This window comes from Corynebacterium sp. (assembly GCF_030532325.1).
In the GTDB taxonomy this organism is placed as follows: domain Bacteria; phylum Actinomycetota; class Actinomycetes; order Mycobacteriales; family Mycobacteriaceae; genus Corynebacterium.
On the sequence record NZ_JAUNLS010000015.1, the window covers coordinates 56,100 to 67,872 of the forward strand.

Annotated in this window: 11 protein-coding genes; 7 read left to right on the forward strand and 4 right to left on the reverse strand. The window is 65.7% G+C overall.

Features of this window, described 5'->3' with window-relative positions; translation table 11 throughout:
- Positions 1 to 15 precede the first annotated feature (15 nt).
- Positions 16 to 1,419 (reverse strand): NCS2 family permease, encoded by a 1,404-nt coding sequence (locus Q4E25_RS08805; RefSeq protein ID WP_303156410.1) that lies wholly within the window; start codon positions 1,417 to 1,419, stop codon positions 16 to 18.
- A gap of 128 nt (positions 1,420 to 1,547) precedes the next feature.
- Positions 1,548 to 2,195, reverse strand: a complete 648-nt coding sequence (locus tag Q4E25_RS08810; RefSeq protein ID WP_303156411.1) for a DUF3027 domain-containing protein — start codon at positions 2,193 to 2,195, stop codon at positions 1,548 to 1,550.
- A 69-nt stretch (positions 2,196 to 2,264) separates the two neighbouring features.
- Between Q4E25_RS08810 and Q4E25_RS08815 the strand changes: the two genes are divergently transcribed.
- Positions 2,265 to 3,068, forward strand: coding sequence for a glutaminyl-peptide cyclotransferase (locus Q4E25_RS08815; RefSeq protein WP_303156412.1), 804 nt, complete (start codon positions 2,265 to 2,267; stop codon positions 3,066 to 3,068).
- A gap of 11 nt (positions 3,069 to 3,079) precedes the next feature.
- Positions 3,080 to 3,658: a DUF2771 domain-containing protein gene (locus Q4E25_RS08820; protein ID WP_303156413.1), complete on the forward strand. Its 579-nt coding sequence runs from the start codon at positions 3,080 to 3,082 to the stop codon at positions 3,656 to 3,658.
- A 167-nt stretch (positions 3,659 to 3,825) separates the two neighbouring features.
- Here the strand turns inward: Q4E25_RS08820 and Q4E25_RS08825 are convergent, their stop codons facing one another.
- On the reverse strand, positions 3,826 to 4,206 hold the full coding sequence (locus Q4E25_RS08825) for a cold-shock protein (protein ID WP_303156414.1): 381 nt from the start codon (positions 4,204 to 4,206) through the stop codon (positions 3,826 to 3,828).
- Between the two features lie 391 nt (positions 4,207 to 4,597).
- Between Q4E25_RS08825 and Q4E25_RS08830 the strand changes: the two genes are divergently transcribed.
- Entirely contained in the window at positions 4,598 to 5,233 is a 636-nt protein-coding gene (locus tag Q4E25_RS08830; RefSeq protein ID WP_303156415.1) for a resuscitation-promoting factor Rpf1 domain-containing protein, read from the forward strand.
- Positions 5,234 to 5,528: 295 nt separating this feature from the next.
- Here the strand turns inward: Q4E25_RS08830 and Q4E25_RS08835 are convergent, their stop codons facing one another.
- A complete protein-coding gene (locus Q4E25_RS08835; RefSeq protein ID WP_303156416.1) occupies positions 5,529 to 5,714 on the reverse strand; it encodes a hypothetical protein in 186 nt (61 codons plus the stop codon).
- 66 nt (positions 5,715 to 5,780) lie between these two features.
- On the opposite strand from Q4E25_RS08835, the gene Q4E25_RS08840 reads away from it, so the two are divergent.
- Genes Q4E25_RS08840 through Q4E25_RS08855 form a run of 4 tightly spaced genes read left to right on the forward strand, consistent with a single transcriptional unit; the run spans position 5,781 to position 11,378 of the window.
- Positions 5,781 to 7,964: a helicase-associated domain-containing protein gene (locus tag Q4E25_RS08840; RefSeq protein ID WP_303156417.1), complete on the forward strand. Its 2,184-nt coding sequence runs from the start codon at positions 5,781 to 5,783 to the stop codon at positions 7,962 to 7,964.
- Positions 7,965 to 7,976: 12 nt separating this feature from the next.
- Entirely contained in the window at positions 7,977 to 9,629 is a 1,653-nt protein-coding gene (locus Q4E25_RS08845; RefSeq protein ID WP_303156418.1) for a DNA repair helicase XPB, read from the forward strand.
- Positions 9,616 to 10,254, forward strand: coding sequence for a DUF3239 domain-containing protein (locus tag Q4E25_RS08850; RefSeq protein ID WP_303156419.1), 639 nt, complete (start codon positions 9,616 to 9,618; stop codon positions 10,252 to 10,254). Before Q4E25_RS08845 ends, Q4E25_RS08850 begins: the two co-directional genes overlap by 14 nt.
- Entirely contained in the window at positions 10,254 to 11,378 is a 1,125-nt protein-coding gene (locus tag Q4E25_RS08855; protein WP_303156420.1) for an aminotransferase class I/II-fold pyridoxal phosphate-dependent enzyme, read from the forward strand. The genes Q4E25_RS08850 and Q4E25_RS08855 overlap by 1 nt, the downstream gene beginning before the upstream one ends.
- The last annotated feature ends 395 nt before the right edge of the window (positions 11,379 to 11,773 follow it).

Below are 11,773 nucleotides of genomic sequence, written 5' to 3' on the forward strand. Positions count from 1 at the left end.
AGCGGTGGCAGCGCCCTATCCCAGCATCGCGCTGATGGGCTCCATGCCGAAGTAGACCACGAAGAGCGCGGCCACCAGCCACATGATCCAGTGCACCTGCTTGGCCTTGCCGGCGAAGGCGGAGAGCAGGGCGTAGGAGATGAAGCCCACGCCAATGCCGTTGGCGATGGAGTAGGTGAAGGGCATGACCACGATGGTGAGGAAGGCCGGGATGGCCACCTCCAGCTTGGTCCACTCGATATCGCGCAGCTGCGCTGCCATCATGACGCCGACGATGACCAGCACCGGCGCGGCGGCCTCGATGGGCACGATCTCGTAGAGCGGAGTGAGGAACATCGCCAGCAGGAAGATGACGCCGGTGGTGATGTTGGCCAGGCCGGTCTTGGCGCCGTCGCCAATGCCCGCGGCGGAGTCCGCGTAGACGGTGTTGGAGGAGACCGAGCCCACGCCGCCGGCCACGGCGCCCACGCCCTCGACTACGAGGGCGGTCTTCATGTCCGGCAGGTTGCCGTCCTTGTCCACCAGGCCAGCCTGCTTGCCCAGGCCGTTCATGGTGCCCATGGCGTCGAAGAAGTTGGTGAGCAGCAGCGTGAAGATGAGCAGCACCGTGGCCACCACGCCGAGGTTGGCAAAGGCGCCCACCGGGTTGACCTGGCCCACGATGGAGAGATCCGGCAGGCCGCCCAGGGAGTTGGGAAGCTCCGGGGTGGCCATGCCCCAGCCCTCGGAATCGGTGAGCGCCTGAATGATGATGGCGATGATCGTGGTCACCACGATGGCCAGGAAGAGCCCGCCGCGGATCTGGCGGATGACCACGAAGGCGCAGAGGATGAGGCCGATGACAAAGACCAGCGCGGGCCAGGAGGCGATGGAGCCGTTCACTCCCAGGGAGACCGGCACGGTGGTGTTCGCGGCGTCGGGAACGCGGGTGACAAAGTGGCCGTCCACGAAGCCGATGAGCGCGATGAACATGCCGATGCCCACGCCCATCGCCGCCTTCATGGACGCCGGGATGGCGTCGAAAACCGCCTGGCGGAAGCCGGAGACGGCCAGCAGCACGATGATGATGCCCTCGACCACCACCAGGCCCATGGCGTCGCGCCACTCCAGGCCCTTGACGGAGACCATCGTGACGGCGACGAAGGTGTTCATGCCCAGGCCGGCCGCCATGGCGAAGGGGTAGCGCGCGATGGCGCCGAAGGCGATGGTCATCACGCCGGCCACCAAGGCGGTGGCAGCGGCCACCTGCGGGATGCCCAGCGTGGTGCCGGCAGAGTCAGCGGTAGTGCCCAGGATGAGAGGATTGAGCAGGATGATGTAGGCCATTGCGAAGAATGTGACCACACCCGCCCGGATTTCGGTTCCGATGGTGGAACCGCGTTCAGAGATCTTGAAATAGCGGTCGATAGCTGCGTTCATCGTGAGAGAGCGCCCCTTCTATCAGGTAAGTCGATGAAGTTTTTACCCGCTAAGATTCCTCCACCACACTGCAAAACGCAAACAGCACCGCCCCACAGCGCACGCCACACTGCGCGCGCCGCCGCCGGCTAGAAAATGGGCTTCTCGTCGTCGAAGACGGTCTCGGCCTGCGCATCGGTATCGCGCACCGTGGTCTTGGAGTGCGCGCCGCAGCCGTAGGTGGCGTGAACCACGTGCCCGTCGGCGGAGTACTCGTTGGCGCACACGCCAAAGTTAGGCATGAGCTGAAGAAAGAAAGCACAGGTCTTGCACTGCAGGCGCGCCTTGGCCGCCATGGGCGTGGTGGGCCCGTACTCCTTGAGCCAGCGCTCCTTGGCCTCCTGCAGGCCGCGCGCAGAGAGCTCGCCGCTGTCCAGGCGGGCATCGTCAGGCGCGGGCGGCATGAGGTCGCCTGGGCCCAGGTCACCGGGGCGCAGGCGCTCGGAGTAGGGAACCCATTCCGGGGCCTGGAGGGCCTGGCCACCGGGCATGAGGGCGACCTCGTTGACGGTGACAAAGCGCGTACCCTCAGCGCAGGCCACCACGGCGTGCCACTGCCAGCCGGGGTAGCCGGGAAGGTTGGCCTCAAAGACGTGGGTGGCCACGTTGCGGCCCACGGCGGTCATCCCGCTGTGCTTGCCGACCTCCCCTTCGCCCACCTCTTCTACTGCCTCGCGGGCGATGCGCACCGCGGTGGAATCGAGCAAGGGCGAGGTGGTCTTTTTCTTCTTGGTCACCCGTTCATTATGGACATACCCTGTGCTCAATGCACAATGCAGCCCGCGCCGCGGTGCACAATACTGTCTATGACGACGTTTTCGAGGACACTTTCCGCACTCGCGCTGGCCGCCACCGTGGGGCTGAGCGCGTGCACGGCATCGGACGCCCCCAACCCTGCCCAGGAGTCACCCACCGAGCCCGAGTCCCTTTCAGTCACCGTCCTCGAGCACACCAGCATGATCCCCGATTCCTTCACCCAGGGCCTGGAGGTCGATGCCGAGGGCAACCTGCTGGTGGGCACCGGCCAGTATGGCCAGTCGCGCCTCATGCGCCTGCGTCCCGGGGAGACGACGCCCAGCCAGAGCGTGGATCTGGATCCCGAGTTCTTCGGCGAGGGCATCACCCAGGCCGGCGAGCACATTTGGCAGCTGACGTGGAAGGCCGGCGAGGCCATTCAGCGCGACGCCGCCACCTTCGAGGAGACCGGCCGCGTGCGCTACCCCGGCGAGGGCTGGGGCCTGTGTAACGCCGGCTCGCAGCTTGTCATGTCCGACGGCAGCGCGCAGCTGCGCCACCTCGATCCGCAGACCTTCGAGGAGATCGCCCCGCGCACCACGGTCACGCGCCAGGGCCAGCCGGTGGACAACCTCAATGAGCTCGAGTGCGTCGACGGCGCCGTCTTTGCCAACGTGTGGATGAGCGAGGAGATCTTGCGCATCGATCCGGACTCCGGCCAGGTCACCGGCGTCATTGATGCCGCGGGCCTCAACGAGAACGGCCCCCGCACGCCTGACGACGTCCTCAACGGCATCGCCCACATCCCCGGCACCGACGAGTTCTGGATCACCGGCAAGAGGTGGGTGGATCTGTACCGGGTGCGCTTCGAGTAGGCTTTCTGGTCATGGCAACGGTTAAGCAAGCAAGGAAAAGGTCTCTGCTGCAGTTTTTGGCGCTGATCATCGCGGTGGCGGTCATCGTGGTCTCCGTGGTGCTCTTCCAGAACTGGTGGAACGGCCGGCCCGGTCCGCAGCCGCAGGACATTTCCGTCACCGCCTCGGTGGGCGAGGACTCCCTGGAGGTCCGCCCCTACATCGCCTGCGAGCCGGGCACCGAGTGCAAGGAGGGCGAGGTCCCAAACCTCACCGTCGGCCCGGATGACACCTTGCACATCGAGCTGCCGGAGGATATCACCAACCACGAGTGGGCAATCCTGTCTATCTACGACGACCCAGCCGCCAACGACCAGACCACCCACGGCGCCCACGAGACCCAATCCGTGGACATCCCGGGCTCCGTGGAGCCGATCGAGGCCTCCACGGGCGAGCGCCCGCGGCTGATGGTGGTGGAGATTTCCTCCCTCATGATTGGCCAGGACGCCAACGGCGAGGAGACCCCCATGCACACCGTGTGGTCCCTGTCCACGATGAGCGAGGAGGAGCTGGCCAAGTCCAAGGCCAAAGAGGAAGAGGAAGCCAAGTAGTACGGTTCATCCGCTACAGACAAGAAGACGCACAAAGACGCGGCATCGCTGAGCGATGCCGCGTCTTTCCTTCTCTTTCTTGTTCGGTGGCGCCGCCAGCCACCCCGCATGCTGCAGAGCGTGCGGTACGCGGAGACTGTCCTGAACGCTGGGCTGTCTGAGTTGTCTTAGCTATCAAGGTCTCGGGCGATGGCGCGCAGGATTTCCGCCACCTGGCGGCCGGCCTTGCGCTCCGGGTAGCGGCCCTGGCTCAGCACCGGCTGAATCTGGGTTTCCAGCAGCGTCATGACGTCGGAGACCATGCTGCCCAGCTCCTCCGGCTTGCGGGAGGGAGTGCGGCGGCGCGGGGTGTCCAGGATCTTCACGCGCAGCGCCTGCGGGCCGCGACGGCCGGCTGCAAAATCGAACTCGATGCGCTGGCCTTGGACCAGCTCCTCTACTCCTTCAGGCAACACGTTGCGGCCGACATATACGTCTTCGTCGCCCGGGTTACTAACAAAACCGAAGCCCTTGTCAGCATCAAACCACTTAACTTTGCCGATTGGCACGTGCCCCACTCGCTTTCTTACTAGGCAACCATAAAGAGATTCATTCTAACCTGTGTGCGTGCAATGGTGAAAGCCTGCTCCCCGCATCATCACACCCGCCCCAGCGCTCACACAAGTGAGGTATCTCACATATTTGCGGTGACCTGCAAAAACAGTGATCGATTGGCCCCTTCGTTACCGTTTTGAGGGTCATTACGTGACTATTTCGTTATAAACCGTTACGCTTTCCCCCAAGCACTTCGAGGCGTCAGCGAGAAAGTCTCGCCCCGCACACAGTCCGGGCTTTGTCGCGGCGCCTCCACACACGTGCATTGCACTTGTACAGAATATGTTTAATTGCCGGACTGGGCACAACGTGGGCGCGAGAAATCTAGAGAAGAGGAATACTTTTATGGGACGCCACTCCGCTAAGAAGAACTCGCTTGCAACCAAGTTCGCGGCTTCGACCGTCGCTTTCGGCGCAACCGCCGCCATCATGGCACCGACCGCTTCCGCCGCTCCGGATTCTGACTGGGACCGCCTCGCACAGTGCGAGTCCGGCGGCAACTGGTCCATCAACACCGGCAACGGATTCTACGGCGGCCTGCAGTTCGCCTCGGGCACGTGGAACGCTATGGGCGGCAGCCAGTACGCTCCGACCGCAGACCAGGCCACCCGCGAGCAGCAGATCGCCGTTGCTGAGAAGGTCCTGGCCGCACAGGGCTGGGGCGCATGGCCGGCCTGCTCCGCTTCCCTGGGCCTGAACTCCGCTCCGACCCCGCGCAACCTGGACGCCCCGGCTCCGCAGCCGGCACCGGCCCCAGAGTCCGCACCGCAGGTGGTCAAGCAGGCCGCTGAGCAGCCCTCCGAGGAGCTGGCCGTGGACGCCCTCTACACCCTCGTTGAGGACACCGCCACCAAGTACGGCCTGTCCATCCCGGCGGACTTCACCGCCCACTACAAGGCCAACCGCCACGACTTCAACGCTTTCTACTCCGCTAACCGCCACGTCATCGACCCGGTTGCGCAGTTCGTTGATTCCCTCTAACGAGGAAATTCAAGAGGAAATCTCAAGGGGGAATCAGCAAGGGACACCGTCCCACACCCCGAGCGTTCAAACGCCAGGCACAACAGCGCCCACGCATAAGCCCCAGGGCTAGCCTCCCTCCGATGGTTGAGGCTGCCGCTGGGGCTTGTGCAGTTTTCACGCCGCTGTTCACAGTGGTTTGGCCCTTAAGGCCCTCCCCCACCCGTGACACGCCGGGTGGAAAAGCGACCCGCAGATCGCAAATAGCCCCGCCAGAGACCTGACGGGGCGGGCGCGGCTCACTGCGCGCTAAGGCTTAGCGGTTAATACGCGTGTACGGGTGCACGTAGTTGAGCTTCTCTGCCGGCATCGGCAGAACCAGGTCATCGCCGTAAGGGCTGGAAGCGCCTGCAAACGGGGCGTAGATTTCAGTGATTGCGTGCTCGCGGTTGCTGTTCTTCGGCCACGCCGGGGAAACAAAGCCTTTGTTGTGATTCGACATGCCCCTTATTATTCCAAACCCGACGCCAAAAAGTAACTCGATAAGGAACTAAACTTGACCTCCACTATGTCTAGTTCCTCGCATTCCTCCTCGGCTTCCTCCCTTTACCGCGCGTGGCTTGCGGATCTGCGCGATGAAGAGCTGGAAATCCTCCTGCGTCACCGCCCCGATGTCATGGTCCCGCCACCCCCGAGTGTCGCCGCGCTGGCCAACCGCTTGGCGCTGCGCACCTCCGTGGCCCGAGCCCTAGCGCGCTGCAACGCGCAGCAGCTCGCGGCGCTGGAGGAGATCGCCGAGCGCGGAGGCGAGCTCGAGGCAGTCAGCGATACCGCCACCGAGGTCACCACCCAACTGCGCCAACGCGGCCTCGTCTTCGACACCACCGCCGGCGGCGTCATGATCGCCCCCGATGTGCTCTCCGCTCTGCCCACCGGGTGGTCGCTGCTGCACCAAGATTCCGTCGACGCCGCAACCCTCGCATCCCTGCCGGGAGATCAGCGCTCCGTGCTTATGACGCTGGCGCGCTCCGGCGGGGTGGGCCACACCCGCGAGGCCACAGCCGACGCCGATCCCTCCCGGCCCATCCCGCAGCTCATCGCCGCGGGCCTGCTAGAGCGCGCCGACGCCCACACGGTGCGCCTGCCGCGCGCAGTCTTCCACGCGCTGCGCGGCCACAGCACCCGCCAGATCCCCACCGCCCCCTCGGGCAGGGCGGGCACCCCGCAGGTCTCCGAGAAGGCAGACGACGCCGGCGCCGCCGCAGGCCTCGGCGCGGTCCGCGACATGGAGCAGCTGCTCAGCGCCCTCGGCGAGCGCCCCATCGAGCTGCTCAAGGACAAGACCGTCGGTGTGCGCCCCCGCGCGCAGCTGGCCAAGGAGCTGGCCATCAGTGAGGAGAACCTCGCCCGCCTGATCTGCCTGGGCCTGCATGCTCGTCTGCTCGGCCGCGGCGAGCCCTCGGGGCTGGAGGGCAACTTTCTTGCGCCCACGCAGGCGGCTCAGGAGTGGGCGGACGCGCCGCTGTCCGAGCGCTGGCGCGTGCTGCTGGAGGCCTACCCCACCAGCCCCTGGGCGCCCTGGGAGGAGGGCCGCACGCTCAACGCGGATTCCCACCACGAGCGCCTGCCGCGCTTCCGCGCCACCGTGCTCGACGTCTACCGGCACAGCAGCGTCGCCCTGAATAGCACGCAGTTCTGGGAGGAGCTCTCCTTCCGCTCACCGCTCTTTGTCACCCACACCAGCGCCACTACCATCGACGCCCTGCGCGAGGAAGCCGAGTGGCTCGGCCTGGTGGCCACGGGCCAGGCCACCAGCGTGCTCCTCGATTCCGCCTCCACCGCGCAGCTCACGCCCGAGCAGGTCTCCTCCTTCCTCATCCAGGCCGATAACACCATCCTTGTGCCCGGGCCCCTGGATTCGGCCACCCACCGCACGCTCACCGCCCTGGCAGATCTCGAGTCCCCCGGCCTGGCCAGTGTGTACCGCATCAGCGCGCAGAGCCTGCGCCGCGCCATGGACTACGGACTCAACGCCGAGGAAATCACCGCTTTCCTGGAGGAGCACTGTCCCAGCGGCATCCCGCAGCCGGTGGCCTATGCCATTGGGGACGTCGCCAAGCAGCACGGCACTCTGCGCAGCGGGCCGGCGCTGGCCTACCTCCGCAGCGAGGATCCGGCCCTCATCGAACTCGCGTTGCACGCCGTGCCCGAGCTGCGCCGGCTGGCCCCCACGGTGGCGATGTCCTCGCTGCGGGTGGGCGAGCTTCTCAGCGCCCTCCGCGCCCACGGCCTCAGCCCCGCCGCCGAGGACGATACCGGCGCGCTGCTCGCCGTGGCGCCCGAGCCCTATGCCCTGCCCACACCAAGCCCGGCCAAGCCCGCTCCAGCCAGCCCCGAGCCCAGCGCGGTTGTCGCCGCCCTGCGCCGTGGTTCGGGCGAGAGCGCCGTCGGCGCCGGGGCCGCGGAGGGAGCGGGACTGGAGACCCTGCAGGCGGCAGCGCGCTCCCAGCGGCGGGTAACAATCATCTATGCGGACAAGAACGGCAACGCCAAGGAGATCACCGTGGTGCGAGATCACCGTGGTGCCGGTCTCCGTCAGCGGCGGGCAGGTCGACGCCATGGGTGGCGACGGCTCAGCGCTACGCTTCCCCATGCACCGCATTCAATCGGTGCACCTGGCGCAGTAGTTCCCGCCCCAGTTCCCCGCAGCAGAACAAATAGCAGCAAAACAAATAGCAGCAGCGAGTACTAGAGAGGTTTTAGCGTGAACGGCCCCCTCATCGTCCAATCGGATAAGACTGTCCTGCTGGAGGTTGATCACCCCGACGCCGCCCAGGCACGCGGCGCGCTGGCCCCCTTCGCGGAGCTGGAGCGCGCGCCCGAGCACATCCACACCTACCGCATCACCCCGCTGGCGCTGTGGAATGCCCGCGCCTCCGGCTTCGACGCGGAGCAGGCCGTCGACGTCCTGGAGAAGTATTCCCGCTTCCCGGTGCCGCAATCGCTGCTTATCGACGTCGCCGAGACCATGGCCCGCTACGGCCGCGTGCGCTTGCACTCCCATCCCGCGCACGGGCTCATCTTGGAGGCCGACGACGCAGCCATCCTCGTCGAGCTCAGCCGCCACAAGAAGATCGGCGGCATGCTAGGCCAGCGTATCGATGAACACACCTGCACCGTGCCGCCCTCGGAGCGCGGACGCCTCAAGCAAGAGCTGCTCAAGGCGGGCTGGCCAGTGGAGGACCTCGCCGGCTACGTCGACGGCGAATCGCACCCCATCGCGCTGACCGAAGGTGATGACTGGCAGCTGCGCGATTACCAGCGCTTCGCCACCGAATCCTTCTGGTCCGGCGGCTCCGGCGTGGTGGTGCTTCCCTGCGGCGCGGGCAAGACCATTGTTGGCGCAGCCGCCATGGCCAAGGCGCAGGCCACCACGCTCATCCTGGTGACCAACACCGTGGCCGGGCGCCAGTGGCGCGACGAGCTACTGCGCCGCACCACCCTCACCGAGTCCGAAATCGGCGAGTACTCCGGCGAGAAGAAAGAGATCAAGCCGGTGACCATCGCCACCTACCAAGTGGTCACCCGCAAGACCAAGGGCGAGTACCGCGCCCTCGAGCTCTTCGATTCCCGCGACTGGGGCCTCATCATCTACGACGAGGTCCATTTGCTACCCGCCCCGGTCTTCCGTATGACCTCGGATCTGCAATCCCGCCGCCGCCTGGGCCTGACCGCCACCTTGGTGCGCGAGGACGGCATGGAAGGCGACGTCTTCTCCCTCATCGGGCCCAAGCGCTACGACGCCCCCTGGAAGGAACTGGAGGCAGCCGGCTACATCGCCACTGCGGAGTGCGTCGAGGTGCGTGTGGATATGACCGCCGAGGAGCGCATGCACTACGCGACGGCGAACTCGCGGGAGCGCTACAGGGTGGCGGCCTCGGCAAGCGGCAAAATGCGCGCACTCACAGCGTTGCTGCGCAAGCACCGCGGACAGCAGGCGCTCATCATTGGCGCCTACGTAGACCAGCTTGAGGAAATCGGCGCGCGGCTGGACGCCCCGGTCATCGACGGCAAGACCACCACCGCCAAGCGCGAGAAGCTCTTCCAGCAGTTCCGCGAGGGCGAGGTTCCCGTGCTGGTGGTATCCAAAGTGGCCAACTTCTCCATCGACCTGCCCGAGGCCGCGCTGGCCATCCAAGTCTCTGGGACCTTCGGATCGCGCCAGGAAGAAGCGCAGCGCCTTGGACGCCTCCTGCGGCCCAAGTCCGACGGCGCGGAGGCCACCTTCTACACGGTGGTCACCCGCGATTCCATCGACGCCGACTACGCAGTGCACCGCCAGCGCTTTTTGGCCGAGCAAGGTTACGCCTACAGGCTGGTTGACGCAGTAGACTTATACGGCGATGAAAATTTTTAAGTTTAAGGTCGACGAGGCTTTTGCCAAGAAGAACAACGAGCTGCTGCGCGATTCCTCGCGCCTGCGCAATTCCGGCCTGGTGATGGGCGCACTGCTCATCGCCGCGGCGGCGCTGGTCTACTTCCAGGTGGAGGCGTCCTGGCGCATCACGCTGGGGCTGGGCCTGCTGCTCTTCGGAATCCTGGTGGCCGTCATCGGCGTGGCCGCCGCCCGCCAGGTGGGCACCGCCCAGCAGCTCTACGATTCCTACCCGCTGGCCCCCGCGGTGATCGCGGAAGTCAACGAACGCGACATGGTGCTCATGGCCCTGGTCAACACCAACGTGGACCCGGAGCTCCCGCCGCGCTGGGGCGCATGCCTGCGCACTGTTACCGCTGTGCCGGGCGTGCAGCGCATCGTGGGCACCAAGATTCCGGTGGCCGCCGTGTCCGGTCAGCGACATACCTCCGATAAGGAGCACTGGCAGCAAATCACCCCGATGCCCATCGCCTGGGGCACCCCGGACGCAGAGACCGTGGCCATTGCCCGCAAGGCCATCCCGCAGGATCAGTGGCAGCGTTTGGACCGCGCCCGCAAGCGCCTGAGTGACATCAAGGCCACGAAATACGATCTCTTGGTGCTCTAATGACTGTTCACCGCCTTCAAGAATTCGGCGAGACCATCTTCGCCACCATGACGCAGCTGGCCAACGAGCACGAGGCCATCAACCTGGGCCAGGGTTTTCCCGATAGCGACGGCCCCGCCCGCATGCTGGCGATTGCCCAGGAGAACATCGCTGGCGGCAACAATCAGTACGCGCCGCTGCGCGGGGTTCCCTCGCTCATCAACGCCGTGGCGCGCACCTACGACGTTCCGGCGGACCACGTAGTGGTCACCGCCGGTGCAACGGAGGCCATCACCGCGACCGTCCTGGGCCTGGTGGAGCCCGGCCAGGAGGTCATCGTGCTGGAGCCTTACTACGACGCTTACGCTGCCGCCATCGCGCTTGCCGACGCCACCCGCGTCCCCGTCCCGCTCACCGCAGCCGGGGAGTCCTGGGACGTGGATGTCGCGGCGGTGCGCGCGGCCATTACGGACAAGACCGCGATGATCATCGTGAACTCGCCGAACAACCCCACGGGCTCGGTGTTTAGCCGGGAGGCCTTGGCGGAGCTCGCCGCTGTGTGCGTGGAGCACGATCTGCTCGTGTTGTCTGACGAGGTCTATGAGAACCTCACCTTCGGCGATGCCGAGCACGTCTCCATCGCCTCCCTGCCGGGCATGGCCTCGCGTACGGTGAAGGTCTCCTCGGCGGCGAAGTCCTTCAACTGCACCGGCTGGAAGACGGGCTGGGCGGTGGCGGAGCCTGCCCTTCTGGACGGCGTGATTAAAGCCAAGCAATTCATGACGTTTGTGTCCACAACTCCCCTCCAGCCGGCCGTGGCCCACGCGCTGAACGAGGAGTCCGAGTGGCTAGACGCCATGGTGGACGAGTTGGCGCAGTGCCGCGACATTGTGGGTGAGGGCCTGCGCGCGGCTGGCTACCGTGTCCACGACACCCGTGGAACATACTACGTGGTTGCCGATGTCTCCTCTTCCGGCCTCGACGGAACGCAGTTCTGCATGCGGCTTCCCGAGTCCAAGCACGTGGCGGCAATTCCGCTCGCAGCTTTTAGCGACAACCCCGAGCCCTGGAAGTACAAGGTGCGCTTCGCCTTCTGCAAGCGCCCTGAGGTTCTCCGCGAGGCCATGGCCCGCCTTAACGCCTAACTCCACGCGGCATCCGCGGCATCCTGAGCTTCATGCATTGCTCCATACGCATCCGAGCGCGATGCCGCCTGCAAAGACCCCTAGCCGGGTCCACTCATCTCGCCGAGGCGGGCGGCAGCTTCAAGGCGACTCGCAGTTTCTAGGGGGCTCGCAGTTGCCAGACGAACATCGCCTCACGCTCCCCTCCCCGCCCGGCCGCGCCGTGTTGGTGCTCTTCTCTTCCCGTCCCTGTTGCCCGTCCCTGGCCCTGTTGCCTGGCTTCCGTCCCCGTTCCGCAGCCCAGTCTCGTCTTTAACAGACGGGCGTATATGTGCCTTTATGGTGTAAATCGAGCTTTTCCGGGTCAAGTCCTGGGTAGTGGTGTATCTGGTTTCGAATCTTGGTGATTAGTTGTG